The 25,601-nt window shown below is 69.1% G+C and carries 22 protein-coding genes and 1 tRNA gene; 19 read left to right on the forward strand and 4 right to left on the reverse strand.

What is annotated here, in order from left to right; all coding sequences use genetic code 11:
* Position 1 precedes the first annotated feature (1 nt).
* The 7 genes from GAS53_RS40680 to GAS53_RS40710 all read left to right on the forward strand — a co-directional run bounded on the left by GAS53_RS40680 (position 2) and on the right by GAS53_RS40710 (position 8,695).
* Positions 2-1,162 (forward strand): acyl-CoA dehydrogenase family protein, encoded by a 1,161-nt coding sequence (locus tag GAS53_RS40680; protein ID WP_151482813.1) that lies wholly within the window; start codon positions 2-4, stop codon positions 1,160-1,162.
* 184 nt (positions 1,163-1,346) lie between these two features.
* Positions 1,347-2,396: an ABC transporter substrate-binding protein gene (locus GAS53_RS40685; RefSeq protein WP_151482791.1), complete on the forward strand. Its 1,050-nt coding sequence runs from the start codon at positions 1,347-1,349 to the stop codon at positions 2,394-2,396.
* A gap of 142 nt (positions 2,397-2,538) precedes the next feature.
* On the forward strand, positions 2,539-3,471 hold the full coding sequence (locus GAS53_RS40690) for a siderophore-interacting protein (protein WP_151482792.1): 933 nt from the start codon (positions 2,539-2,541) through the stop codon (positions 3,469-3,471).
* 164 nt (positions 3,472-3,635) lie between these two features.
* Positions 3,636-5,102 carry a lysine decarboxylase DesA gene (desA, locus tag GAS53_RS40695; protein ID WP_151482793.1) on the forward strand — a complete coding sequence of 489 codons (1,467 nt, stop codon included), beginning with the start codon at positions 3,636-3,638 and terminating at the stop codon, positions 5,100-5,102.
* Entirely contained in the window at positions 5,086-6,363 is a 1,278-nt protein-coding gene (locus GAS53_RS40700) for a lysine N(6)-hydroxylase/L-ornithine N(5)-oxygenase family protein (protein ID WP_192583492.1), read from the forward strand. The genes desA and GAS53_RS40700 overlap by 17 nt, the downstream gene beginning before the upstream one ends.
* Positions 6,360-6,926 carry a GNAT family N-acetyltransferase gene (locus GAS53_RS40705; protein ID WP_151482794.1) on the forward strand — a complete coding sequence of 189 codons (567 nt, stop codon included), beginning with the start codon at positions 6,360-6,362 and terminating at the stop codon, positions 6,924-6,926. The genes GAS53_RS40700 and GAS53_RS40705 overlap by 4 nt, the downstream gene beginning before the upstream one ends.
* Complete coding sequence (locus GAS53_RS40710; RefSeq protein ID WP_151482795.1) at positions 6,923-8,695, forward strand: IucA/IucC family protein; 1,773 nt, start codon at positions 6,923-6,925, stop codon at positions 8,693-8,695. Before GAS53_RS40705 ends, GAS53_RS40710 begins: the two co-directional genes overlap by 4 nt.
* 98 nt (positions 8,696-8,793) lie before the next feature.
* Here GAS53_RS40710 and GAS53_RS40715 read toward each other — a convergent pair whose 3' ends face one another.
* Positions 8,794-10,389 carry a beta-N-acetylhexosaminidase gene (locus tag GAS53_RS40715; RefSeq protein WP_151482796.1) on the reverse strand — a complete coding sequence of 532 codons (1,596 nt, stop codon included), beginning with the start codon at positions 10,387-10,389 and terminating at the stop codon, positions 8,794-8,796.
* A 62-nt stretch (positions 10,390-10,451) separates the two neighbouring features.
* Here GAS53_RS40715 and GAS53_RS40720 point away from each other — a divergent pair, with 62 nt between their 5' ends.
* The 3 genes from GAS53_RS40720 to glmS all read left to right on the forward strand — a co-directional run bounded on the left by GAS53_RS40720 (position 10,452) and on the right by glmS (position 13,647).
* Positions 10,452-11,339 carry a DUF4429 domain-containing protein gene (locus GAS53_RS40720; protein WP_151482797.1) on the forward strand — a complete coding sequence of 296 codons (888 nt, stop codon included), beginning with the start codon at positions 10,452-10,454 and terminating at the stop codon, positions 11,337-11,339.
* Positions 11,340-11,517: 178 nt separating this feature from the next.
* Entirely contained in the window at positions 11,518-11,775 is a 258-nt protein-coding gene (locus GAS53_RS40725) for a hypothetical protein (protein WP_151482798.1), read from the forward strand.
* A 54-nt stretch (positions 11,776-11,829) separates the two neighbouring features.
* On the forward strand, positions 11,830-13,647 hold the full coding sequence (gene glmS, locus GAS53_RS40730) for a glutamine--fructose-6-phosphate transaminase (isomerizing) (protein WP_151482799.1): 1,818 nt from the start codon (positions 11,830-11,832) through the stop codon (positions 13,645-13,647).
* 147 nt (positions 13,648-13,794) lie between these two features.
* Here the strand turns inward: glmS and GAS53_RS40735 are convergent, their stop codons facing one another.
* Together GAS53_RS40735 and GAS53_RS40740 are read right to left on the reverse strand one after the other, a co-directional pair.
* Complete coding sequence (locus GAS53_RS40735) at positions 13,795-14,364, reverse strand: acetate uptake transporter (RefSeq protein ID WP_151482800.1); 570 nt, start codon at positions 14,362-14,364, stop codon at positions 13,795-13,797.
* 179 nt (positions 14,365-14,543) lie between these two features.
* Complete coding sequence (locus GAS53_RS40740; RefSeq protein ID WP_151482801.1) at positions 14,544-15,071, reverse strand: universal stress protein; 528 nt, start codon at positions 15,069-15,071, stop codon at positions 14,544-14,546.
* Between the two features lie 444 nt (positions 15,072-15,515).
* On the opposite strand from GAS53_RS40740, the gene GAS53_RS40745 reads away from it, so the two are divergent.
* The 5 genes from GAS53_RS40745 to GAS53_RS40765 all read left to right on the forward strand — a co-directional run bounded on the left by GAS53_RS40745 (position 15,516) and on the right by GAS53_RS40765 (position 19,139).
* Positions 15,516-15,854: a hypothetical protein gene (locus GAS53_RS40745; protein WP_151482802.1), complete on the forward strand. Its 339-nt coding sequence runs from the start codon at positions 15,516-15,518 to the stop codon at positions 15,852-15,854.
* 377 nt (positions 15,855-16,231) lie between these two features.
* Positions 16,232-17,464, forward strand: coding sequence for a helix-turn-helix domain-containing protein (locus tag GAS53_RS40750; RefSeq protein WP_151482803.1), 1,233 nt, complete (start codon positions 16,232-16,234; stop codon positions 17,462-17,464).
* Positions 17,465-17,594: 130 nt separating this feature from the next.
* Positions 17,595-18,197, forward strand: coding sequence for an oligoribonuclease (gene orn / locus GAS53_RS40755; RefSeq protein WP_151482804.1), 603 nt, complete (start codon positions 17,595-17,597; stop codon positions 18,195-18,197).
* A gap of 92 nt (positions 18,198-18,289) precedes the next feature.
* A tRNA-His gene (locus GAS53_RS40760) sits at positions 18,290-18,362 on the forward strand.
* Positions 18,363-18,431: 69 nt separating this feature from the next.
* The gene (locus GAS53_RS40765; protein ID WP_151482805.1) at positions 18,432-19,139 is read left to right on the forward strand and encodes a hypothetical protein; all 708 of its coding nucleotides are present in this window, start codon (positions 18,432-18,434) and stop codon (positions 19,137-19,139) included.
* A 27-nt stretch (positions 19,140-19,166) separates the two neighbouring features.
* On the opposite strand, the gene GAS53_RS40770 is transcribed toward GAS53_RS40765, so the two are convergent.
* Positions 19,167-20,222 carry a LacI family DNA-binding transcriptional regulator gene (locus GAS53_RS40770; RefSeq protein ID WP_151482806.1) on the reverse strand — a complete coding sequence of 352 codons (1,056 nt, stop codon included), beginning with the start codon at positions 20,220-20,222 and terminating at the stop codon, positions 19,167-19,169.
* Positions 20,223-20,707: 485 nt separating this feature from the next.
* Between GAS53_RS40770 and GAS53_RS40775 the strand changes: the two genes are divergently transcribed.
* The 4 genes from GAS53_RS40775 (at position 20,708) to GAS53_RS40790 (ending at position 25,503) form a co-directional block, all read left to right on the forward strand.
* A complete protein-coding gene (locus GAS53_RS40775; RefSeq protein ID WP_151482807.1) occupies positions 20,708-22,018 on the forward strand; it encodes an ABC transporter substrate-binding protein in 1,311 nt (436 codons plus the stop codon).
* 5 nt (positions 22,019-22,023) lie between these two features.
* Complete coding sequence (locus tag GAS53_RS40780) at positions 22,024-23,037, forward strand: carbohydrate ABC transporter permease (protein ID WP_151482815.1); 1,014 nt, start codon at positions 22,024-22,026, stop codon at positions 23,035-23,037.
* Positions 23,038-23,048: 11 nt separating this feature from the next.
* On the forward strand, positions 23,049-23,957 hold the full coding sequence (locus tag GAS53_RS40785) for a carbohydrate ABC transporter permease (RefSeq protein WP_151482808.1): 909 nt from the start codon (positions 23,049-23,051) through the stop codon (positions 23,955-23,957).
* Positions 23,958-24,084: 127 nt separating this feature from the next.
* Entirely contained in the window at positions 24,085-25,503 is a 1,419-nt protein-coding gene (locus tag GAS53_RS40790) for a GH1 family beta-glucosidase (RefSeq protein WP_151482809.1), read from the forward strand.
* Positions 25,504-25,601: the final 98 nt, after the last annotated feature.

Below are 25,601 nucleotides of genomic sequence, written 5' to 3' on the forward strand. Positions count from 1 at the left end.
CCTGGACCACCGCCTCTCCCCCGAGCTCGACGAACTCCGGCGCACGGTCGAGGAGTTCGCCCACGACGTCGTGGCGCCGAAGATCGGCGACTTCTACGAGCGCCACGAGTTCCCGTACGAGATCGTCCGCGAGATGGGCCGTATGGGCCTGTTCGGGCTGCCGTTCCCGGAGGAGTACGGCGGCATGGGCGGCGACTACATGGCGCTGGGCATCGCCCTCGAAGAACTCGCCCGCGTCGACTCCTCCGTCGCCATCACCCTCGAAGCGGGCGTCTCGCTCGGCGCCATGCCGATCCACCTCTTCGGCACGGCTTCCCAGAAAGAGGAGTGGCTCCCCCGCCTCTGCTCCGGCGAGATCCTCGGCGCCTTCGGTCTCACCGAGCCGGACGGCGGCTCGGACGCGGGCGCGACCCGTACGACGGCCCGCCTCGACGAGACGACGAACGAGTGGGTGATCAACGGCACCAAGTGCTTCATCACCAACTCGGGCACGGACATCACGGGCCTCGTCACCGTCACGGCGGTCACCGGCCGCACCCCCGAGGGCAAGCCCCTCATCTCCTCGTTCATCGTGCCGTCCGGCACGCCGGGCTTCACGGTCGCCGCCCCCTACTCGAAGGTCGGCTGGAACGCCTCGGACACCCGCGAGCTGTCCTTCTCGGACGTACGGGTCCCCGCGGCCAACCTCCTGGGCGAGAAGGGCCGCGGCTACGCCCAGTTCCTCCGCATCCTCGACGAGGGCCGCATCGCCATCGCGGCCCTGGCGACGGGCCTCGCCCAGGGCTGCGTGGACGAGTCGCTGAAGTACGCGAAGGAGCGGCATGCCTTCGGCCGTCCGATCGGCGCGAACCAGGCCATCCAGTTCAAGCTCGCCGACATGGAGATGAAGGCCCACACGTCCCGCCTGGCCTGGCGCGACGCCGCCTCCCGCCTGGTGACCGGCGAACCCTTCAAGAAGGAGGCCGCCCTCGCCAAGCTCTACTCCTCCACCATCGCCGTCGACAACGCCCGCGACGCCACCCAGATCCACGGCGGCTACGGCTTCATGAACGAGTACCCGGTCGCCCGCATGTGGCGCGACTCCAAGATCCTGGAAATCGGCGAGGGCACGAGCGAGGTGCAGCGGATGCTGATCGCACGGGAATTGGGACTCGTTGGCTGAAAAGATCACGCCACCGATCTCTGCGCATCCCTGAGTCACACAGGCGGCTCACAAGCACGAACGCGGGCCACCCTTGGCGTTTTCGCAGGTCAGACCTACCCCCTGGACAAGTAGTGAGGTTAGGCTAACCTACCTTTACACCTGTCCGGTGGGTCATCCGCCCTGTTCGAAAGCAGCCAAAACCATGTCCAACGCCCGTGCCACCCACCTCACCCGCCGCGGCGTCCTCGCCGCCGGCGGCGCCCTCGGCCTCGGCGCCGTTCTCGCCGCCTGCGGTGACGAAGACGCGAAGAGCGGTGGCTCGGCGGACTCGACGAAGAGCGCCGCCGCGTCCGGTCCGTGGAGCTTCAAGGACGACCGCGGTACGACGGTGAAGCTGGACAAGGTCCCGGCCAACATCGTCGCGTTCACCGGTGTCGCCGCAGCCCTCTACGACTACGGCGTCGAGGTCAAGGGCGTCTTCGGCCCGACCGAGACGCAGGACGGCAAGGCCGATGTCCAGGCCGGCGACATGGACATCAGCAAGCTGACGATCCTCGGCAACGAGTGGGGCCAGTTCAACATCGAGAAGTACGCGAGCCTGGCCCCCGACGTCCTGCTCTCCACGATGTTCGACGACGCCGGCACCCTCTGGTACGTCCCCGAGGAGTCCAAGGACAAGATCCTCAAGCTCGCCCCGAGCGTCGGCATCTCCGCCTACGACCGCCAGCTGCCCGAGCCGCTGGAGCGCATGCTCGCGCTCGCCGAGTCGCTCGGCGCCGATGTGAAGTCCGCCGAGATCGTCGAGGCGAAGAAGAACTTCGAGACGGCCGCCGAGCGTCTGCGCAAGGCCGCGAAGGCCCGCCCGGAGATCAAGGTCCTCGCCGGTTCCGCGGCCCAGGACATCTTCTACGTCTCCGGCTCGAACCTCTCCATCGACCTGGAGTACTTCAAGGCCCTCGGCGTGAACCTCGTCGAGCCCCCCGCCAAGACCCTGAAGGCCAGCGGCGGTTGGTTCGAGAACCTGAGCTGGGAGAACGTCGACAAGTACCCGGCGGACATCATCATCATGGACGACCGCACCGCGACCATCCAGCCCGCCGACATCACCGAGGGCACCTGGAAGAAGCTCCCCGCGGTCAAGGCCGGCCAGGTCATCGCCCGCACCCCCGAGCCGATCCTCTCCTACGCCAAGTGCACCCCCATGCTCAACAACTTGGCCGAGGCAATAGAGAAGGCCAAGAAGGTCGCCTGACGGGAAGGGGCGAGCGCCCCGTAAGGGGCGCGAGGCTGTGTCTTTCATGCGGCTCCGCCGCGTGGGCGCGACCAGCCCCCACAACCCGCAGCCCGGACACAACAGCGACCCACCCGCCCCCTGACGAAACTCAGGAGCACGCATGACCACGGCGACAGCCGCCCCGTTCCGTATCTTCACCCTCCAGGTCACACGGACGAGGCGGCTGAGCCCGTCCCTGGTCCGCGTAACCTTCACCGGCCCCGACCTGAACGCCTTCGCCTCCAACGGCCAGGACCAGAGCCTCTCCCTCTTCCTCCCCCGCCCGGGCCAGGAAGCCCCCGTCATGCCGATGGAGTACGGCGAAGGCTGGCGCCAGGCCTGGATCGACACCCCCGAAGACGTACGCGCGGTGATGCGCTCGTACACACTCCGCGCCCTGCGCCAGGACGCACACGGCACCACCACCGAAATCGACATCGACTTCGTCCTGCACGGCACGGAACCCGACGCCGCCACCCCGGCCGGCCCGGCCTCCCGCTGGGCCGCCGACACACAGCCCGGCGACCGGGCCGTCCTGCTCGGCCCAGCCGTCGCCGACAACACAGCGATCCGCTTCCGTCCGCCCGCCGACACCGACCTGATCGTCATGTGGGCCGACGAGACCGCCCTCCCCGCCGCCTCGGCCATCCTCGAGACGCTGCCGGCCGGGACGAAGGCCCGAGTCTGGCTGGAGGTCCCGCACGCGGGCGACCGCGTCGAGCCCACCACGGCCGCCGACGCCGAGATCACCTGGCTCGTACGCGACGAAGCGATCGGCGAAGTGCCGGGCGAAGCATCCGCCGAGGCACCCGACGAGGCACGCCGGGCAACACACAACGAGGGCGGCTCCCCCATGGCCCTCGAAGCCATCCGTACCGCCCAACTCCCGCCCGCCCAGGCCCCGTACGCCTGGATCGCAGGCGAGTCCGGCTGCGTGAAAACCCTGCGCCGCCACCTCGTACGGGAGCGGGAGATCGACCGCAGGCGCGTCACCTTCGTCGGCTACTGGCGGCGCGGACTGAGCGAGGAGCAGCTGCGCGAGCAGGGCGAGTGACGAGGGAGGCGCACGTCACAGCACAGCCGTGACGGCGGGGCGGACACTCACAGGAACTTAGGTTAGGCTTACCTAAGTTGAAGCCCACCCCCCACTTACGCCCCACCCTCGCGCCCCACCCAAGCGCCACACCCCTCTTCCTGTCGTCCCCGGAGGACTCCCCCATGCGCTCGCACCTGCTCAATGACACGACTGCGGAGCGGTACCGCCGCTCCGTGACCGAAGGAATCGAGCGGGTGGCGGCCAAACTCGCCACCACCGACCGTCCGTTCACCGGTGTCACGGTGGACGCCCTCGCCCCCCGTATCGAGCGGATCGACCTCGACAAGCCGCTGTACGACACCACCGCGGTGCTCGACGAGCTGGAGGACGTCTACCTCCGCGACGCGGTGTACTTCCACCACCCGCGCTACCTCGCCCACCTCAACTGCCCGGTGGTCATACCCGCCGTGCTCGGCGAGGCCGTCCTCTCCGCCGTCAACTCCTCCCTCGACACCTGGGACCAGTCGGCGGGCGGCACCCTCATCGAGCGCAAGCTCATCGACTGGACGACCGAGCGCATCGGCCTCGGTCCGGCCGCCGACGGTGTGTTCACCAGCGGCGGCACGCAGTCCAACCTCCAGGCGCTCCTCCTCGCCCGCGAGGAGGCCAAGCCAGGGCGGGCAGGGTGGGAAACATCGGCCAGCCACGCCAAACTGCGCATCTTCGCCTCCGAGGTGAGCCACTTCAGCGTCAAGAAGTCGGCGAAACTCCTCGGGCTCAGCCAGGACTCCGTGGTCTCCATCCCCGTCGGCCACGACAAGCGCATGCAGACGGTCGTGCTCGCCCGTGAGCTGGAGCGCTGCAAGCGCGACGGTCTGGTCCCCATGGCCGTCGTCGCCACCGCGGGCACCACCGACTTCGGCTCCATCGACCCGCTGCCCGAGATCGCCGACCTGTGCGAGCAGTTCGGCGCCTGGATGCACGTGGACGCCGCGTACGGCTGCGGACTGCTCACGTCCCTGAAGAACCGGCACCGCATCGACGGCATCGAGCGTGCCGACTCGGTGACCGTGGACTACCACAAGTCCTTCTTCCAGCCGGTGAGTTCGTCCGCCGTCCTCGTCCGCGACGCGGCCACCCTGCGCCACGCCACCTACCACGCGGAGTACCTCAACCCGCGCCGCATGGTGCAGGAGCGCATCCCCAACCAGGTGGACAAGTCCCTGCAGACCACCCGCCGCTTCGACGCCCTCAAGCTGTGGATGACGCTGCGCGTGATGGGCGCCGACGGCATCGGCCGGCTCTTCGACGACGTCTGCGACCTGGCGGAGGCGGGCTGGAAGCTGATCGCCGCCGACCCGCGCTACGACGTCGTGGTCGAGCCGTCCCTCTCCACCCTCGTCTTCCGCTACATCCCGGCCGCCGTCACCGATCCTTCCGTGATCGACCGCGCCAACCTGTACGCCCGCAAGGCCCTGTTCGCCTCCGGTGACGCGGTGGTCGCGGGCACCAAGGTCGGCGGCCGTCACTTCCTCAAGTTCACCCTGCTCAACCCCGAGACCACGACGGACGACATCTCCGCCGTACTCGACCTGATCGCCGGCCACGCCGAGCAGTACCTGGGAGAGTCCCTTGACCGCGCTTCCTGAATCCGCCGTGAAGATCCACGACTTCATCGGAATCGGCCTCGGCCCCTTCAACCTCGGCCTCGCCTGCCTCACCGAGCCGATCGTCGAACTCGACGGTGTCTTCCTGGAGTCCAAGCCGGACTTCGAGTGGCACTCCGGGATGTTCCTGGAGGGCGCCCACCTCCAGACCCCGTTCATGTCGGACCTGGTCACGCTGGCCGACCCGACGTCCCCGTACTCCTTCCTCAACTACCTGAAGGCGTCCGGACGTCTGTACTCGTTCTACATACGCGAGAACTTCTACCCGCTGCGCGTCGAGTACGACGACTACTGCCGCTGGGCGGCCGCGCAGCTCTCCGGCATCCGTTTCAACACGACGGTCACGGAGGTCTCGTACGCCGATGACGTGTACGTCGTACGGACGGAGACCGGCGAGACGTACCGCGCCCGGCACCTCGTTCTCGGCACCGGCACTCCCCCGTACATTCCCGAGGTCTGCGCGGACCTCGGCGGGGACTTCATCCACAACTCCCGCTACAGGCAGCACAAGCAGGAACTGCAGGCCAAAAGGTCGATCACGCTCGTCGGCAGCGGGCAGTCCGCCGCCGAGATCTACTACGACCTGCTGAGCGAGATCGACGTCCACGGCTACCGGCTGAACTGGGTCACGCGCTCCCCGCGCTTCTTCCCGCTCGAGTACACGAAGCTCACGCTGGAGATGACCTCCCCGGAGTACATCGACTACTTCCACGCGCTGCCCGAGCGGACCCGCTACCGCCTCCAGACGGAGCAGAAGGGCCTGTTCAAGGGCATCGACGGCGAGCTGATCGACGCGATCTTCGACCTGCTCTACCAGAAGAACCTCGGCGGCCCGGTCCCCACCCGCCTGCTCACCAACTCCTCGCTGAACAGCGCGCGTTACGAGAACGGCACGTACACGCTGGGCCTGCGCCAGGAGGAGCAGGAGAAGGAGTACGAGCTGCACTCCGAGGGCCTGGTCCTGGCGACCGGCTACAAGTACGCCGAGCCCGAGTTCCTGAAGCCCGTCCGCGACCGCATCCGCTACGACGAGCACGGCAACCACGACGTGGCCCGCAACTACGCCATCGACACGACCGGGCGCGGCATCTTCCTCCAGAACGCCGGTGTCCACACGCACTCGATCACGTCGCCGGACCTCGGCATGGGCGCGTACCGCAACGCGTACATCATCCGTGAGCTGCTCGGCACCGAGTACTACCCGGTCGAGAAGTCCATCGCGTTCCAGGAGTTCGCCGTATGAGCGCCACCGGAACTCTCGGCACCCTCAGCTTCCGGGCCCTCGACCCCCTCCAGCACGCCGAGCTGCTGCACTCCTGGGTAACCCACCCCAAGGCCGCCTTCTGGATGATGCAGAACGCGAAACTCCAGGACGTCGAACGCGAGTACATGGCCATCGCGGCCAGTGAGCACCACCACGCGTACCTCGGACTCCACGACGGCGTACCCGCGTTCCTGATGGAGAAGTACGACCCCCGGTACATCGAACTGGTCGGGCTGTACGAGCCCGAGCCCGGTGACGTCGGCATGCACTTCCTGGTCGCCCCCACCGACCGGCCGGTGCACGGCTTCACCAGGGCCGTCATCACAGCTGTGATGGACGAGCTGTTCGCCGACCCGCGCACCCGGCGGGTCGTCGTCGAACCCGATGTCAGCAACACAGCGGTACACGCGCTGAACGAGGCCGTCGGCTTCGTACCGGCGCGGGAGATCCAGAAGCCGGAGAAGCGCGCGCTGCTGTCCTTCTGCACGCGCGAGCGCTTCTTCAATAGGCACAGCCTTGCCACGCGAGGAGTTTCGATATGACCCTGTCCGACGCCGTGGCGCATCTGTCCCCCCACCGCTGGGCGCGGGCCGACCGCCTCCTCATCCGCAAGGCCCTCGCCGAGTTCGCCCACGAACGGCTGATCACACCCGAGGCACAGGGAGACGGCTCGTACGTCGTACGCGGCGACGACGGCCTCACCCGCTACCGCTTCACCGCCGCCGTGCGCTCCCTCGACCACTGGCAGGTCGACGCCGAGTCGATCACCCGCCACCGGGACGGGCAGGAACTCCCCCTGCACGCCCTGGACTTCTTCATCGAGCTGAAGAAGTCGCTCGGCCTGAGCGACGAGGTGCTGCCGGTCTACCTGGAGGAGATCTCCTCCACCCTCGCCGGCACCTGCTACAAGCTCACCAAGCCCCAGCTCACCTCCGCCGAGCTCGCGGAAAGCGGCTTCCAGGAGATCGAGACGGGCATGACCGAGGGCCACCCCTGCTTCGTCGCCAACAACGGGCGGCTCGGCTTCGGGGTCCACGAGTACCTCTCGTACGCGCCGGAGACCGCGAGCCCCGTACGGCTGATCTGGCTGGCCGCACACCGCTCGCGCGCCGCCTTCACGGCGGGCGTGGGCGTGGAGTACGAGTCCTTCCTGCGCGACGAGTTGGGCTCCGAGACCGTGGAGCGCTTCGACCGGACCCTCCGCGACCAGGACCTCGACCCGGCCGACTACCTGCTCATCCCGGTCCACCCCTGGCAGTGGTGGAACAAGCTGACCGTCACCTTCGCGGCGGAGGTCGCCCAGCGGCACCTCGTCTGCCTCGGCGAGGGCGACGACGAGTACCTGGCCCAGCAGTCGATCCGGACCTTCTTCAACAAGAGCGCCCCCGAGAAGCACTACGTGAAGACGGCCCTGTCGGTCATCAACATGGGCTTCATGCGCGGCCTGTCCGCCGCCTACATGGAGGCGACTCCGGCCATCAACGACTGGCTGGCCCAACTGATCGACAACGACCCGGTGTTGAGGTCGACCGGCCTGTCGATCATCCGCGAGCGGGCGGCCGTCGGCTACCGGCACCTGGAGTACGAGGCGGCCACCGACCGCTACTCCCCGTACCGCAAGATGCTCGCCGCCCTGTGGCGCGAGAGCCCGGTCTCCTCGCTCCGGGACGGCGAGTCCCTCGCCACCATGGCCTCCCTCGTCCATGTCGACCACGAGGGCGCCTCGATCGCGGCGGCGCTGATCGAGCGCTCGGGGCTGACGCCGGTGGAGTGGCTGCGCCGCTATCTGCGCGCGTACCTCACGCCGCTGCTGCACAGCTTCTACGCCTACGACCTGGTGTTCATGCCGCACGGCGAGAACGTCATCCTTGTCCTCAAGGACGGTGTCGTCGAGCGGGCGATCTACAAGGACATCGCCGAGGAGATCGCCGTCATGGATCCGGACGCGGTGCTGCCGCCGACGGTCGAGCGGCTGCGCGTGGACGTGCCCGAGGACAAGAAGCTCCTGTCGATCTTCACGGACGTCTTCGACTGCTTCTTCCGCTTCCTCGCCGCGAACCTGGCGGGCGAGGGCGTCCTGGAGGAGACCGACTTCTGGCGGACGGTCGCCGACTGCGTGCGCGACTACCAGGCGGCCAACCCCGAACTGGCCGACAAGTTCAAGCAGTACGACATGTTCGCGTCGGAGTTCGCGCTGTCCTGCCTCAACCGGCTGCAGCTGCGCAACAACGAGCAGATGGTGGATCTCTCCGACCCGGCGGGCGCACTCCAGCTCGTCGGGAACCTGAAGAACCCCATCGCCGGGCTGTAGAGCCCCTGTCGGGCCTCAGCGGCCCTCACAAGCAGGCGGGCGTCCCCACGTACGGTCCCAGGGGGCGCCCGCCGCCGTATTCACCTGCCGGGCTTCAATTACTCGGCGGGCCAGGGCACTTGCGGTGACCGGTAGTAGCCGATCCCCAGCGCGTCCCACCGCGGCCCCTGCGCCGCGAGCCGCACCTTGTAGGCGTCCCAGTCGTGCGTCGACGCGGGCGACCAGCCGAGCTCGGCCACGCCGGGCAGCCTGGGGAAGGCCATGTAGTCGATGTGCGCCGAGGTCGAGACGGTCTCCGTCCACAGCGGCGCCTCGACACCCTGAACGGACGAACCGGGCGCGCCCGGAAGGTAGTTGCCCGGGTCCCAGTCGTACGACCGCTGGACCTCCACGTACCCCGCCCAGTCCAGGCCGAGCGGCGTGTCCTTGGTGTACTTCATGTCGAGGTACACCCGGTCGGCCGGCGACAGGATCAGCCCGGTGCCGTTCCGCGCGGCCGCCGCGACCTGCTCCTTCTCGGCGGCGCTCGTGCTGTCCAGGCCCCAGTACTGGGCAAGCGCGCCCTTCGCCGGAGTGGCCCCGGTCAGCTGGTGCCAACCCACCACGGTCTTCCCGTACTTGGCGACGATCGGCTGGACCTTGTCCATGAACGCCACATAGTCCTCGTGGCTGGTGGAGTGCGCCTCGTCGCCGCCGATGTGGAGGTACTCGCCCGGTGTGAGCGCGGCCAGTTCGCGGATCACGTCGTCCACGAAGTCGTACGTCACCGGCTTGTCGACACACAGGGAGCTGAAGCCGACCTCGGTGCCGGTGTAGAGCGGGGGCGCGACGCCGTCACAGTTCAGCTCCGCGTACGAGGCGAGCGCGGCGTTGGTGTGCCCTGGCATGTCGATCTCGGGCACGACCTCCAGATAGCGCGAGGTGGCGTACTTGACGATGTCCTTGTACTGGGCCTTGGTGTAGTAGCCACCCGGCCCGCCGCCGACCTGCGTGGAGCCGCCGTACGTGGCGAGCCGCGGCCAGGAGTCGATGGCGATGCGCCAGCCCTGGTCGTCGCTGAGGTGGAGGTGCAGCTTGTTGACCTTGTAGAGCGCCAGCTGGTCGATGTAGCGCTTGACCTGGTCCACGGTGAAGAAGTGCCGGGAGACGTCCAGCATCGCGCCGCGGTAGCCGTAGCGGGGTGTGTCGGTGATGGTGCCGCCGGCGACCAGCCAGGGGCCGGGCTGCGCGGAGTCCTTCTCGACGGCCGCGGGCAGGAGCTGACGCAGGGTCTGCACGCCGTGGAACAGCCCGGCGGGCCCCCGGGCCGTGATGGTGACGGCGCCCTTGCCGCTCTTGAGCCGGTAGCCCTCCTCGCCCAACGCGGCGTCCTTGCGGGTGAGTTGGAGCCGGATGCCGTCGCGGCCGGAGTCGTCCGTGACCGGCAGCCGGTAGCCGGTCGACGGCCGCAGCACCTCGGCGAGGTACGAGCCGATGCGGCGGGCCTCCCGCGAGTCGTCCACGCGAATGCGCGTACCGCCGGTGATCCGGTACGGGGAGCCGCTCGCGTCGACCGAGGCGGGCGCCGGAACCACCTGGCCGAGCGGAGTCACGGTTCGGTCGGCGGCGGCCGGTGCCGCGCCGACGACAGAGATACCGGCAGCCGCCACGAGCAGCAGCGTACCGAGCAGACGGGGCGTTCTGTGCTGTCTCACATGCGCTCCCTTCGAATGGGTATAGACCACTCTCCCGCACAGCCGGTGAAACAATCACCCCCATGGCGGAAATCATCCAACGGGACGGCACGTGGACCTTCGACGGCGACGCCCTGCGGCTCGTGCCCGGCCGCGACAAGAACGTGAACCTGCTGCGCAAGACCTTGGGTGAACTGACCGTCCCACTGGGCGCGTTGGCGGGGATCTCCTTCGAGCAGGGCAAGAAGTCCGGGCGGCTCAGGCTGCGGCTGCGGGACGGCGCGGACCCGCTGCTCCACGCGACCGGCGGCAGACTCGCGGACGCCGCCGACCCCTACCAACTGGCGGTCGACTCGGACCGCTACGGCGTCGCCGAGTACTTCGTGGACGAGATCCGCAACGCGCTGCTCCTCGACGAGGTCCCGGCCACCGCCGTCGACCGCTATCTGCTGCCGGGCCCGGCCGTGCCGCTGTCGGTCTCCGCCGGTGACGGCTCCGCGAGCTTCGACGGGGAGCACGTCCGTCTGGAGTGGAACTGGAAGACGGAGGAGGCCAAGTCGGCCGCCGGCGCCCGCACCCTCGCCCTGGCCGACGTCCAGTCGGTGGAATGGCACCCCGCGGTCGGCCTGGAGAACGGCTACCTCCGCTTCACCGTCCGCAACGCGCCCACGAAGGCCCCGCCGAAGTACGACCCCAACTCCGTGGAGCTGTGGGGCTTCAAGAAGGACCCCCTGATGGCCCTGGTCGCGGCTGCGGTACAGGCACGCCTCCCGCATCCGTCGGCGCCCCCCGTCGGGGACGCGCTCCCGAACCAGCTCACCGCCTCCGCCCCCGCCCCGGAACCGCCCGCGGAGGCCGACCACGACGCCCTCCTCCGCCGCCTGCGCGAGCTGGGCGAACTGCACAGCTCCGGCGTCCTCACGGACGAGGAGTTCACCTTGGCCAAGCAGGCGATCCTCAAGCGGATGTAGCGGGCGCCGCGGCCCTTTCGGGGCGCGGCGACCCCGAAAGGTGCTCCCCGCACCCATCGCCCCGCGGGTCACAGGATGAACAGGCCCCGAGCAGGCTCTTATGAGCGTTTCAACAGCTACCTGCCCGATATCGGGCAGGATTCTTGCGATTACCCGCGCTTTACCTCAGGATCGACGGGTGCACGACGAACTTGTTGATCATCTGACGCGTTCCTCGCCCCTCAGTCGGGGCGAGGCGCTGCGTGTGATCCAGGACGTGCTCGCCTACTTCGACGAGACGACGGAGGACTACGTCCGTCGCCGCCATCGGGAGCTCCAGGCTCAGGGCCTGGTGAACTCGGCGATCTTCGAACGGATCGCGGCGGACCTGAAGTACCGCGCGGTCGCGCCGCCCGAGCTCACGCTCAGACAGCTGCGCCGCATCGTCTACGGCTGACCGCCGCCGGACGACAGAGCCGAACTGAACGACTGAGGGGACAGAGGAAACCGTATGTGCGGAATCGTGGGATACATCGGCAGGCGTGACGTGGCACCGCTCCTCCTCGAGGGCCTGCAGCGCCTCGAGTACCGCGGCTACGACTCGGCGGGCATCGTCGTCACCAGCCCCAAGGCGGCCGGCCTCAAGATGGTCAAGGCCAAGGGCCGCGTCCGCGACCTGGAGGCCCGCGTCCCCAAGCGCTTCGCCGGCACCACGGGCATCGCCCACACCCGCTGGGCCACCCACGGCGCCCCCTCCGACGTGAACGCGCATCCGCACCTGGACGCCGAGGGCAAGGTCGCCGTCGTCCACAACGGCATCATCGACAACGCCTCCGACCTGCGGAGGAAGCTGGAGGCCGACGGCGTCGAGTTCCTCTCCGAGACCGACACCGAGGTCCTCACCCATCTGATCGCCCGCTCCCAGGCCGAGAAGCTGGAGGACAAGGTCCGCGAGACCCTCCGGGTCATCGAGGGCACGTACGGCATCGCCGTCATGCACGCCGACTTCCCCGACCGCATCGTGGTGGCCCGCAACGGCTCCCCCGTCGTCCTCGGCATCGGCGAGAAGGAGATGTTCGTCGCCTCGGACATCGCCGCCCTCGTCACCCACACCCGTCAGATCGTCACGCTCGACGACGGCGAGATGGCGACGCTGAAGGCCGACGACTTCCGTACGTACACCACCGAGGGCACCCGCACGACGGCCGAGCCGACCACCGTCGAGTGGGAGGCCGCGTCGTACGACATGGGTGGCCACGACACGTACATGCACAAGGAGATCCACGAGCAGGCCGACGCCGTGGACCGCGTGCTGCGCGGCCGTATCGACGACCGGTTCTCCACCGTGCACCTCGGCGGGCTGAACCTGGACGCCCGCGAGGCGCGCCAGATCCGCCGCGTGAAGATCCTCGGCTGCGGCACCTCGTACCACGCGGGCATGATCGGCGCCCAGATGATAGAGGAGCTGGCCCGCATCCCCGCGGACGCCGAGCCCGCCTCGGAGTTCCGCTACCGCAACGCGGTCGTCGACCCCGACACGCTGTACGTCGCGGTGTCCCAGTCCGGTGAGACGTACGACGTACTGGCCGCCGTGCAGGAGCTGAAGCGCAAGGGCGCGCGGGTGCTGGGCATCGTGAACGTGGTGGGCAGCGCCATCGCCCGCGAGGCGGACGGCGGCATGTACGTGCACGCGGGCCCCGAGGTCTGCGTGGTGTCGACGAAGTGCTTCACGAACACCACGGTCGCCTTTGCGCTGCTCGCGCTGCACCTCGGCCGCACCCGTGACCTGTCGGTCTCCGACGGCAAGCGGATCATCGAGGGCCTGCGCAAGCTGCCCGGCCAGATCACGGAGATCCTCGACCAGGAGGACGAGATCAAGAAGCTGGCCGAGCAGTACGCCGAGGCCCGCTCGATGCTCTTCATCGGCCGGGTCCGCGGCTATCCGGTGGCCCGTGAGGCCTCGCTGAAGCTCAAGGAGGTCTCGTACATCCACGCCGAGGCCTACCCCGCCTCGGAGTTGAAGCACGGCCCGCTCGCGCTGATCGAGCCCGCGCTGCCGACGGTCGCGATCGTCCCGAACGACGACCTCCTCGAGAAGAACCGCGCCGCCCTGGAGGAGATCAAGGCCCGCAGCGGCAAGATCCTCGCCGTGGCCCACGAGTGCCAGGAGAAGGCCGACCAGACGATCGTCGTCCCGAAGAACGAGGACGAACTGGACCCGATCCTGATGGGCATCCCCCTCCAACTCCTCGCCTACCACACGGCTTTGGCCCTGGGCAGGGACATCGACAAGCCGCGGAACCTGGCGAAGTCGGTCACGGTGGAGTAGCGCCCCTTCAGGGGCGCGGGGAACTGCGCGAGCAACCCCCACGCACCCGCAGAGGCGGAACAAGAGGACGGACCCCCACGTGTGCCACCAAACACGGGGGGGTCCGTTCAATCGCCGGGGCCGCCCATTACCCCGGCTGGCTGCCAATTAGCCGGTGGCCGTCACGCCCCGGCCGGCAGCACGTCGTGGCATGGCAGTTGGCCAGTGGGCCAGGGCCGCAGTCGCGGCATACCAGGCGGCCAGGCCGCCGACCGCCGCGAACCACCCGCCCACCTTGGCGAGAGCCTCGGAGTCGCCGAACTGCGCGATGGCCAGCAGCAGCATCGCCACAAAGAGCAGCGCGTACGCACCCCTGGCGATCGGAGACCCGGCGGACGCCCCGAGCGTCAGGCTGAGCGCGACGAGCGCGAAGAGAAGCAGGAAGAGTCCCGCGGCATTGTCGGAGACCTGGGTGTCCGCACCGATGCCCCACGTGAACCAGAACGCCCCGAGCCCGGCGAAGGCCGTACCGGTGAACGCGTCACGGTCGCGGAAGGCCATGAGACCGGCGACGAAGAGCGCGACGCCGCCGACATACGTGGCGAGCGAGACGGCGTCCGCCGCTGTCACGCCGTCGATCACTTCGGTGTGACCGAGGCCGAAGGCCAGCAGGGTGAGTCCGAGCGCGAGGTGGCCGAGGGTCCAGGTGGTGCTTCCCGCAGAGACGTCGTTGTCCACGGCGGGCTCCCTTCATGCATGTGCTGTTGTGCGGTGACCGATATATGCCCTTCACAAGCGCACAAACACATCTACGCGCAAGTAGATTTACGCGGCGTCAAAAGGGAGTTGACCAGCCCAACGGCTCATCTCACCTGGGACAACGGCGAGTTACGAAACGGCAACGCCGGAAGCGCGCATCACGGGATGACGACCACCGGGCGCTGCGCGCGCTTCGCGAGCCGGCCGGCGACCGAGCCGAAGATCCGGCCGACGATGCCGTGCGTGGAGCCGACGACGATCGCGTCCGCCTCGTACTCCCGCCCCACCTCTTCGAGTTCGTGGCAGATGTCGCCGCCGCGCTCGACGAGGATCCAGGGGACCTCGGCCAGATAGTCCGCGCAGGCGAGCTCGAGTCCGAGGACCTCGGTGCGGTGGTCGGGGACGTCGACGAAGACCGGGGGCTCGCAGCCCGCCCACACCGTGGTGGGCAGCCGGTTCGCGACGTGCACGATGATCAGGCCCGAGCCGGAGCGGCAGGCCATGCCGATCGCGTAGGCGAGGGCACGCTCGCTGGACGTCGAGCCGTCGAAGCCGACGACGACGCCGTGCTTGAAGGCGGGGTCGCAGGACTGACGTGGTTCTTCCGCCGCCAAGGGCTCGGCCGCCGTGGGATCGGCGACGGGGCGCTTGCGGTCCGCGGGTTCGAAGAATTCGTGACCGGCCATGGGTGTCTCGGCGTTCGGATCCTCGTGGGTGGGACGACAGGTGCAACGGAGCTGTGTCCGGGAATCATCTTCCCAACCCCATACCCCCAAGGGTACGGCGGCACGCCTCCTCTGCCCAGATCCCGCTCTCGCCGCGGGAGGGTTCCCCGGAGCATGCACGAGAGGGCGCCCGTAACGCAATGGTTGCTGCCCCGTACAGGCGGTTCGCACAGCGTTCATCCAAACGAGGAGGCCCCCGGCAGCGCCCCGTAAGGGGCGCGGGGCTGTGACATATGCGGCTCCGCCGCGATGGGGGTCCCCCCGCTCGAGCGAAGCCGAGAGTGGGGGAGCGACAAGCCCCCACCCACCCGCAGCCGACACACCACACCAGCTGGAGCCCATCCGTGACCGCCGGAGGCAACCCGCGTTGAACCCCGGTAAGCCACCGCCCCAGGGAGCCCTACCGTGTCCGGACGCCCCACGACCGCGCCCCAGTCGCCACCCTCCAGGACGCCCACCGCCCAGGACACGGTGAGCGATGTGGTGCGCTGGGCCGCCTTCAGCTGCGTCCTGGTCCCGGTGGTCCTCGTCGGGTACGGAACGTCTCTGGCGGGCGCGGCCGGCACGGCCTTCGGCCTCGCCGCGGTGACCGGGGCGTGCCGGGTGCTGCTGCGCCGGTCCGAGGAGGGCGCGGCGCGGCTGCACGCCGAGGAGCGGACCGCGCATGATGTGCGGCGCGACGGGGCAGACGCGGCGGTGCGGCGAGGGGGCCGGCACGCCGGTGGAAATACGCCGGTTGACTGACCGGTTTGCGCGCACGCGCCCGTTGCTTTTCAGCCAACTTCTGGGCACCGCGCATCCCTTGACCGAACCGGCCCCCACCCCCCGTTCGACCTGCACTGAAAGGGTCCCGTAGGGTACTCGCACCCTACGGGGACCGGCCACGGGGACGAGGCGCACTTCCCTGTACGGCCCACGAGTGCAACGCTTCGTGATCGAATGCTTCACGCCAAGTTGCCATGTCGACAATCTGCCGAGTGCTGAACTGGCCACCTCGGCACCACGCGACACAGTAGATTCGATCTTGACGTCTTACGGCGGGGGACTCGTGCAGGACCGAGGGGAAACGTGCAGGAGCGACACAACCGAGGAGCCGCGACCACCGAGGGGGGCTTAGCAGTATGAGCCACGACTCCACTGCCGCGCCGGAAGCCGCGGCCCGGAAACTATCCGGGCGACGCCGCAAGGAGATCGTCGCGGTGCTGCTGTTCAGCGGCGGCCCCATCTTCGAGAGTTCCATACCGCTTTCGGTGTTCGGGATTGACCGCCAGGACGCCGGCGTGCCGCGCTACCGACTACTGGTGTGCGCAGGCGAGGAAGGCCCACTGCGGACCACAGGAGGCCTGGAACTCACCGCGCCCAATGGGCTGGAGGCGATCTCCCGGGCGGGCACCGTTGTGGTGCCGGCCTGGCGGTCGATCACCTCACCGCCACCGGAGGAGGCACTCGACGCACTGCGCCGGGCCCATGAGGAGGGCGCCCGCATAGTCGGGCTGTGCACCGGCGCCTTCGTCCTCGCGGCGGCCGGACTGCTGGACGGCCGCCCCGCGACGACACACTGGATGTACGCGCCGACGCTGGCCAAGCGCTATCCGTCGGTGCACGTCGATCCCCGAGAGCTGTTCGTCGACGACGGCGACGTACTGACGTCGGCGGGCACGGCGGCCGGGATCGACCTCTGTCTGCACATAGTGCGGACGGACCACGGGAACGAAGCAGCCGGAGCGCTGGCCCGCCGTCTGGTGGTGCCGCCCCGGCGCAGCGGCGGCCAGGAGCGCTATCTCGATCGGTCTTTACCCGAGGAGATCGGCGCCGACCCGCTCGCGGAGGTCGTCGCCTGGGCGCTGGAGCACCTCCACGAGCAGTTCGACGTGGAGACGCTGGCGGCACGCGCGTACATGAGCAGGCGTACGTTCGACCGCCGGTTCCGCTCGCTCACCGGGAGCGCTCCGCTGCAGTGGCTGATCACGCAGCGGGTGCTGCAGGCGCAGCGGCTCCTGGAGACGTCCGACTACTCGGTGGACGAGGTCGCGGGGCGCTGCGGCTTCCGGTCGCCGGTGGCACTGCGCGGGCACTTCCGGCGCCAGCTGGGCTCGTCGCCGGCGGCGTACCGGGCCGCGTACCGGGCGCGCCGCCCGCAGGGCGACAAGCAGCCGGCCGACTCGGACGGCGCGCCACCACCGTCGCAGCCGCCGGTACCGCAGGAGGCACCCGTCCCGCTCCAGACCCGTCGTACGGCGGCCGCCCACGCGGTCGGCCCGGCGACGTCGTCCCTCTCCACGGAGACGGGACGGCAGGGCGCGGAGATGTACGCGGGACGGCCCAGTCTGCCGGGACAGCGGAGCGCGCCGTAGCCGCGTCGTAGCGTTGTGTGTCGGCCCCGGATCCACTGCGGTCCGGGGCCGACGCCGTACAGGGCCTTCGGGGGCAGATGCCGAGGTCCCGAGCCTGCCGGGGCGCGTGGGCGGGCCGTAGGGTGAACCCATGAACGATCGCATGGTGTGGATCGACTGCGAGATGACCGGTCTCTCGCTGTCGGACGACGCGCTCATCGAGGTGGCCGCGCTGGTGACCGACTCGGAGCTGAACGTGCTCGGCGAGGGGGTGGACATCGTGGTCCGTCCGCCCGACGCCGCGCTGGAGACCATGCCGGATGTGGTGCGCCAGATGCACACCGCCTCCGGTCTCCTCTCCGAGCTGGCCGCGGGCACGACCCTGGCGGACGCCGAGGAACAGGTCCTCGCCTACGTCCGTGAGCACGTCAAGGAGCCCGGCAAGGCCCCGCTGTGCGGAAACTCGGTCGGCACCGACCGCGGCTTCCTCCTCCGCGACATGCCGACGCTCGAGGACTATCTCCACTACCGGATCGTGGACGTCTCCTCCATCAAGGAGCTGGCCCGCCGCTGGTACCCCCGGGCGTACTTCAACAGCCCGGAGAAGAACGGCAACCACCGCGCCCTCGCCGACATCCGCGAATCCATCGTCGAACTCCGCTACTACCGCGAGGCGATCTTCGTCCCCCAGCCCGGCCCCGACTCCGACACGGCCCGCGCCATCGCCGCGAAGCACGTCCTACCTGCGGAGTAGCCCCCGTACAAAGGCGGGCGCGAGCACCCCTGCGGACCCTGTACACTTTTTCTCGGCCGGTCGGTGAACCACTCGGAGAACCACCGGTCATGGTGGGTGTAGCTCAGCTGGTAGAGCACCTGGTTGTGGTCCAGGATGTCGCGGGTTCAAGTCCCGTCACTCACCCTGATCGATTCGAGGGCCGGTTCGCGGAAGCGAACCGGCCCTCGAGTGCTTTCCGGCACAGTAGTGACCATGCTTGAGGCAGTGGTGGCGGTCGTCGGGACCGTGGTGGGCGTGGCCGGGCTGGCCACGAGTTACGCCGGGCACCGGCATTCCGTGCGGGAAGCGGCGCGGGTGGCCCTGCTGACGCGGTCGGTCGAGGAGCGGGAGAGGCAGCTCGCGAAGGAGGCCGAGCGGCGGGCCGAGGTGGTGCAGGCCTCCTTGGTGCAGGTGGTGATGGGGAGTCGGCCGTCACCGCTGGCCGAGCAGTGGGTCAGTCACAGCATTCGAGCGACGAACGGAAGCGATCAGCCCGTCAGGGACGTCACCCTGCGCTACGACGGCCGGCCGCTCCCCGCGAACCTCGCGAACGGGCCTCTCCCTGCCGGCCGGCTTCTCCATGCCGGGGAGAGCGTCAGTGCCGCACTGCCCGCGAGCGACGTGGGCCCCGGTCCCGCCGATCCCGCCCTCGGCGTCGTGGAGTTCACGGACGCGGCGGGAGTGCGGTGGCGGCGGTCCACCCTGGGCATCCTCGAACGGCAGTATGCCGACGGGAGCTGGGACGCCCAGCCTCCCAACGTGGCCCCCTTCGCACAGCAGCAGCCGGGGATGCCTTACCTGCAGCCTGGGCAGACGTCGGCGCCGAGGCGGCGGAAGACGTTGCCACGATCGGTGTCCGCTCTGATGATCCTCGTCGGCGCGGTCCTCGTGGCGTGGGCCGTGTGGTCACTGGCGCGGTAGAAACCCGTCTGCGGTGGCCTCCCCGCCCTACGACGAAGCGCGCGCCACCAGCTCGGTGGGCAGCACCAGTTGCCGTCTCTCCAGCCCCCGGGACACCGCCGGGCGGCGGTCCGCGATCTCGTCCATCAGGAGGTCGAGCATCGCGCGGCCCATGTCCTGTATCGGCTGGCGCACGCTCGTCAGGGGCGGGTCCATGTGGCGGGCGATGGCCGAGTCGTCGTATCCGACGAGGGCCACGTCGTCGGGTATGCGGCGGCCGGCCTCGCGCAGGACCTGCCGGGCGCCCGCCGCCATGACGTCGGAGCCGGCGAAGACCGCGTCCAGGGACGGGCAGCGGGTCAGCAGCTCCGTCATCGCGCGCCGGCCGCCCTCCTCGGTGAAGTCGCCCGGCACGATGAGGCGTTCGTCGACCTCGCGCCCCGCCTCGCGCAGTGCCTCCCGGTAGCCGTCGACACGGCGCTGGGCACCGAACACGTCGAGACGTCCCGCGAGGTGGGCTATGGTCTGCCGGCCCTGGGAGATCAGGTGCTCCACGGCGAAGCGGCCCCCGCCGAAGTTGTCCGAGTCCACGGACGGCAGCGTCTCGTCGGCCGAGCGGCGGCCGCTGATCACCGCCGGGATCTCCAGCTGCGCCAGCAGATCCGGCAGCGGGTCGTCCGCGTGGACCGAGACCAGCAGGACCCCGTCCACACGGTGCGCCGCCAGGTACTGGGCCAGCCGGCGCCGCTCCCGGTCGCTGCCCGCGAAGATCAGCAGGAGCTGCATCTCGGTGTCGGAGAGCGCCGCGCCCACGCCCCGCAGCATGTCGGAGAAGTACGGTTCGGCGAAGAAGCGGGTCTCGGGCTCGGGGACGACCAGGGCGATCGCGTCCGTGCGGTTGGCGGCGAGGGCACGGGCCGCCGTGTTCGGTACGTAACCGAGTTCCGCGACCGCCGCCTCGACGGCCGCGCGGGTGGCGTCGCTGACCCGCGGAGAGCCGTTGATCACGCGGGAGACCGTGCCGCGGCCCACGCCGGCGCGTGCGGCGACCTCCTCGAGGGTCGGCCGCCCGCCGCTCCGGCTCCGCGCTCCGTGGACTGCCATGGTCCGCCTCCCGTCCGACACGGTTCACACCGCGTTTGGCCTGGAATCTAACAGCCGTGATCGGGACCGGGCTCCCTAGGAGAACACCTCCGGGCCACGGCCGCACCTCCTCGGCATCCCGTCCGTACCCCCTCGGCAGCCCGCCGCGAGGCCCGCCGGGCACCCGGGGACCCACCCGGGAGCCGACCTCCGTGCCGACCTCGGATCCGCTCCGAGGCCCGCCTCGAAGGCGTCGAAGACCTACACTCCCGATCCCCACCGGCGTTAGCTAACAGCCCGATAACTGAAGACATATCTCGATGTCCTCTCCCTTGACACCCCCGCGTCGAACGACGAACCTTCAACACATCACCTGTGGGAGCGCTCCCACAGTACCTGACACATACACATCCCGCACGTTCCCCGCCCGAGCCGCAGCATGAACTAACGGGCCCAACAACGCAGTTGGCCGGGGGGTCGGCACGTCAGGGCAACAGGAGGACGCAATGCGAGCACGTACCCGTTTCGCCCGCCGGACGACGGTTCTCGCGGCCGTCGCCGCGCTGGGCGCCGGGCTGCTGGCCGGCTGTGCCGACGACGGCGGCGACGAGGAGTCGACAGACACCGGTGGCGGCAAGACCAAGATCACCCTCGGTCTCTTCGGCAGCTTCGGCTTCGAAGAGGCGGGCCTCTACAAGGAGTACGAGAAGCTCAACCCGGACATCGACGTCCAGCAGACGGTGATCGAGCGGAACGAGAACTACTACCCGCCGCTGGTCAACCACCTCACCACCAACAGTGGCCTGCTGGACATCCAGGGCATCGAAGTCGGCAACATCAACGAGGTCGCGAACACCTACGCGGACAAGCTGGTGGACCTGTCGAAGTACGGCAAGGAGAGCGACTTCCTGGAGTGGAAGTGGAAGCAGGCGACCACCAAGAGCGGCGAGACGATCGGCCTGGGCACCGACGTCGGCCCAATGGCCATCTGCTACCGCAAGGACCTGTTCGAGGCGGCCGGTCTGCCCAGCGACCGCGAGGAAGTCGGCAAGCTGTGGGCGGGCGACTGGGAGAAGTTCGTCGAGGTCGGCAGGGACTACAAGGCGAAGGCCCCGAAGGGCACCACCTTCATGGACTCCCCCGGTGGTCTGCTCAACGCCATCATCGGCAGTGAGAAGGAACGGTTCTACGACGCCTCCGGTGAGGTCATCTACAAGTCGAACCCGGCCGTGAAGGCCGCCTTCGACCTGACAGCCGAGGCCGCCGAGGACAAGTTGGTCGGCAACCAGACGCAGTTCCAGCCCGCCTGGGACACCACGATCGCCAACAGCAAGTTCGCCGCGATGTCCTGCCCGCCGTGGATGCTCGGATACATCGAGAGCAAGTCGAAGCCCGAGAACGCCGGCAAGTGGGACGTGGCCACGTCGCCGAAGGCCGGCAACTGGGGCGGTTCCTTCCTGGCCGTGCCCAAGTCGGGCAAGAACGCCGAGGAGGCCGCGAAGCTCGCCGCCTGGCTGACGGCGCCCGAGCAGCAGGCCAAGCTGTTCTCGAAGCGGGGCAGCTTCCCGAGCGCGCAGGCGGCGTACGAGCTGCCGCTGGTGACGGGCGCGAAGAACAAGATGACCGGTGACGCCCCGATCGGTGAGATCTTCGCGCCGCTGGCCGAGGAGAGCCCGATCCAGACCATCGGCCCGAAGGACCAGATCATCCAGCAGGGTCTGACCGACAACGGCGTGGTTCTCGTTACCCAGGGCAAGTCGCCCAAGGAAGCGTGGGAGACGGCCGTCAAGACCATCGACAACAACCTGGAGAAGTGACCGGTATGGCCACCCGGCACGACACCGCCGCGCCCCCCGAGAAGGAGGGGGGCGCGGCCCCGGGCCGTCCCGCGGCCGATGCCGTCCCCCCGGCGGTGGCGAAGAAGCGGGCCAGGCTCTCCCGCCGCTGGCAGCGGGACATGCGCTGGAGCCCGTACGCCTTCGTCTCGCCGTTCTTCCTGCTGTTCCTGGCGTTCGGTCTGTTCCCGCTGATCTACACGGCCTGGGCGTCCCTGCACACGGTGGAGCTGACGGCGCCGACCGACATGGAATGGGCGGGGCTGCGCAACTACACCCGCATCTTCGACGACGAGTTCTACTGGAACGCGGCGCGCAACACCCTGACCATCGGCATCATCTCCACCGTCCCGCAGCTGCTGATGGCACTGGGCCTGGCCCATATCCTCAACTACAAGCTGCGTGCCTCGACCTTCTACCGGGTCATGATGCTGGCGCCGTACGCGACGTCGATCGCTGCCGCCTCCCTCGTCTTCGTGCTGCTCTTCGGCCGCGACTACGGCATGATCAACTGGGCGCTGAACTTCGTCGGCATCGACAACATCGACTGGCAGAACGAGAAGTGGGCCTCGCAGCTCGCGGTCTCGAGCATCGTCATCTGGCGCTGGACCGGCTACAACGCGCTGATCTACCTGGCGGCGATGCAGGCGATCCCGCAGGACCTGTACGAGTCCGCGGCCCTGGACGGCGCCTCCCGCTGGCAGCAGTTCATCCACGTCACCCTGCCCCAGCTGCGGCCGACGATCCTGTTCACCGTTGTCGTGTCGACCATCGGGGCGAGCCAGCTGTTCGGTGAACCGCTGCTGTTCGACGCCAACAAGGGCGCGTCCGGCGGGTCCCAGCACCAGTTCCAGACGCTCGGTCTGTACATGTACGAGCAGGGCTGGCTCAACCAGCACCTGGGCCGCGCCTCCGCCATCGCCTGGACGATGTTCCTGATCCTCATCGTGATCGGGATCGTCAACTACGTCATCTCGCGCCGGCTGCGCGCCAGTAGTTAGGAGAACCGGCCGTGACGACGACCCTGACCAAACCTCCGGCGGACCCGGAGCCCGGACCGCCCAAGCGCGTACGGGGGCCCAAGGCGGCGCGCGCCGGCGGGCAGATGCACGCCGGGCCCATCGCGTACATCATCCTCGCCCTGTTCACCATCGGCTCGTTGTTCCCGCTGGTGTGGACGGCGATCGCCGCGTCACGCGACAATGCGCGGCTGGCCGAGACACCGCCGCCGTTCGTGTTCGGCAGCAACCTCTTCGACAAGCTCGAACTGGCCTGGACCGACGCCAACCTCGGTGAGGCCTTCTTCAACACCACGATCGTGGCGGGCATTTCGGCGATCACCATCGTGTTCCTGTCGACGATCGCCGGGTTCGCCTTCGCCAAACTGCGCTTCAGAGGCCGGGGCGCCCTGATGCTGATCGTGATCGGCACGATGATGGTGCCGCCGCAGCTCCAGGTGATCCCGCTGTACATGATGGTCGCCGAGCTGGGCTGGACCGACCAGCTCCAAGCCGTGATCCTGCCGTCGCTGGTGAGCGCGTTCGGCGTGTTCTTCATGCGGCAGTACCTGCTCCAGGCGCTGCCCGACGAGATCATCGAGGCGGCTCGCGTGGACGGTGCGAGCAGTTGGCGCGTGGTGTGGCACGTGGTGTTCCCGGCCGCCCGCCCCGCGATGGCGGTCCTGGGCATGCTGATGTTCGTGCAGACCTGGAACGACTTCCTGTGGCCGTTCCTCGTCCTGACCCAGACCGGCAACCCGACCGTGCAGGTCGCGGTCGCGGGCCTCGGCCGCGGCTACACCCCCGACCAGTCGCTGATCATGGCGGGCGCGCTGCTCGGCACGCTGCCGCTGCTGATCGTCTTCGCGATCTTCGGCAAGCAGATCGTCGGCGGCATCATGCAGGGCGCCGTGAAGGGCTGAGCCCCTCTCACGGGTTCCTCCTCCGGGTCCCTCCTGTGGGGCCGGGTCACTGTCGCCCCGGCCCCGCCCCTCCCCCCTCCAACCCGTCGGTCTCCACGACCCCTCGGCCCTCTATGGGAGCGCTTCCATGCCTGAGCCTGTGACCTTTCCGCCTGCTTTCCTCTGGGGGGCAGCGACCTCCGCGTACCAGATCGAGGGGGCGGTGCGGGAGGACGGCCGTACGCCCTCGATCTGGGACACCTTCAGCCATACGCCCGGCAAGACGGCCGGCGGCGAGACCGGCGACATCGCCAACGACCACTACCACCTGTACCGCGACGACGTGGCGCTCATGGCGGAGCTGGGCCTGACCGCGTACCGCTTCTCGGTGTCCTGGCCGCGGGTGCAGCCGACGGGCCGCGGCCCCGCCGTCCAGCGCGGTCTCGACTTCTACCGCCGTCTGGTCGACGAGCTGCTGTCCCACGGCATCAAGCCGGCGCTCACCCTCTACCACTGGGACCTCCCCCAGGAGCTCGAGGACGCGGGCGGCTGGCCCGAGCGCGACACGGCGCTGCGTTTCGCCGAGTACGCGCAGATCGTCGGCGAGGCGCTCGGCGACCGCGTCGAGCAGTGGATCACCCTCAACGAGCCGTGGTGCAGCGCGTTTCTGGGCTACGGCTCCGGGGTGCACGCACCGGGCCGTACGGACCCGGCGGCGTCCCTCCGCGCAGCCCACCACCTCAACTTGGCGCACGGGCTCGGGACTTCGGCCCTCCGCGCGGCGATGCCGGCCCGCAACACCATCGCGGTGAGCCTCAACTCCTCGGTGGTCAGGCCGCTTACGCAGGACCCGGCGGACCTGGCGGCGGTCCGGCGGATCGACGACCTGGCCAACGGGATCTTCCACGGCCCGATGCTGCACGGCGCGTACCCGGAGACCCTGTTCGCGGCGACCGCCTCGGTGACGGACTGGTCGTACGTCCTGGACGGCGATCTCCCCCTGATCAACCAGCCGTTGGACGCGCTGGGGCTCAACTACTACACCCCCACCCTGGTCGGCGCCGCCGAGGCCGCCCCGGACGGCCCGCGGGCGGACGGCCACGGGGCGAGCGACCACTCGCCGTGGCCGGCCGCGGCTGATGTGATGTTCCATCAGACGCCCGGCGAGCGTACGGAGATGGGCTGGACCATCGACCCGACGGGCCTGCACGAGCTGATCATGCGCTACACGAGGGAGGCCCCGGGGCTTCCGCTGTATGTGACCGAGAACGGCGCCGCGTACGACGACAAGCCCGACCCCGACGGCCGCGTCCACGACCCGGAGCGCATCGCGTACCTCCACGGCCACCTGTCCGCGGTCCGCCGCGCCATCGCCGACGGCGCCGACGTCCGCGGCTACTACCTGTGGTCCCTCATGGACAACTTCGAGTGGGCCTACGGCTACGGCAAGCGCTTCGGCGCGGTGTACGTGGACTACGCGACCCAGGCCCGTACGCCCAAGTCGAGCGCCCTCTGGTACCGGGAGGCGGCCCGGACAGGGGCGCTGCCGGCGGTGAGCAGCGAGTAAGCCATTTCCCGGGGGGTGCTTCTATCTGTTTGGTCAAGGTCTGTGGGCTTGGTCAGGCTGTTTGTTGGTGCCCGGGTTGGTAGAGGGTGCGGTGCTTG

The organism is Streptomyces albicerus (genome assembly GCF_008905045.1).
GTDB classification, from domain to species: domain Bacteria; phylum Actinomycetota; class Actinomycetes; order Streptomycetales; family Streptomycetaceae; genus Streptomyces; species Streptomyces albicerus.

Bases quoted from the DNA above. Each gene is read 5' to 3' on its own strand.
- GAS53_RS40685 (WP_151482791.1), top strand. From the start codon at position 1,347: ATGTCCAACGCCCGTGCCACCCACCTCACCCGCCGCGGCGTCCTCGCC.
- GAS53_RS40690 (WP_151482792.1), top strand. From the start codon at position 2,539: ATGACCACGGCGACAGCCGCCCCGTTCCGTATCTTCACCCTCCAGGTC.
- desA (WP_151482793.1), top strand. From the start codon at position 3,636: ATGCGCTCGCACCTGCTCAATGACACGACTGCGGAGCGGTACCGCCGC.
- GAS53_RS40705 (WP_151482794.1), top strand. From the start codon at position 6,360: ATGAGCGCCACCGGAACTCTCGGCACCCTCAGCTTCCGGGCCCTCGAC.
- GAS53_RS40710 (WP_151482795.1), top strand. From the start codon at position 6,923: ATGACCCTGTCCGACGCCGTGGCGCATCTGTCCCCCCACCGCTGGGCG.
- GAS53_RS40720 (WP_151482797.1), top strand. From the start codon at position 10,452: ATGGCGGAAATCATCCAACGGGACGGCACGTGGACCTTCGACGGCGAC.
- glmS (WP_151482799.1), top strand. From the start codon at position 11,830: ATGTGCGGAATCGTGGGATACATCGGCAGGCGTGACGTGGCACCGCTC.
- GAS53_RS40740 (WP_151482801.1), bottom strand. From the start codon at position 15,071: ATGGCCGGTCACGAATTCTTCGAACCCGCGGACCGCAAGCGCCCCGTC.
- GAS53_RS40750 (WP_151482803.1), top strand. From the start codon at position 16,232: ATGAGCCACGACTCCACTGCCGCGCCGGAAGCCGCGGCCCGGAAACTA.
- orn (WP_151482804.1), top strand. From the start codon at position 17,595: ATGAACGATCGCATGGTGTGGATCGACTGCGAGATGACCGGTCTCTCG.
- GAS53_RS40765 (WP_151482805.1), top strand. From the start codon at position 18,432: ATGCTTGAGGCAGTGGTGGCGGTCGTCGGGACCGTGGTGGGCGTGGCC.
- GAS53_RS40770 (WP_151482806.1), bottom strand. From the start codon at position 20,222: ATGGCAGTCCACGGAGCGCGGAGCCGGAGCGGCGGGCGGCCGACCCTC.
- GAS53_RS40775 (WP_151482807.1), top strand. From the start codon at position 20,708: ATGCGAGCACGTACCCGTTTCGCCCGCCGGACGACGGTTCTCGCGGCC.
- GAS53_RS40780 (WP_151482815.1), top strand. From the start codon at position 22,024: ATGGCCACCCGGCACGACACCGCCGCGCCCCCCGAGAAGGAGGGGGGC.
- GAS53_RS40790 (WP_151482809.1), top strand. From the start codon at position 24,085: ATGCCTGAGCCTGTGACCTTTCCGCCTGCTTTCCTCTGGGGGGCAGCG.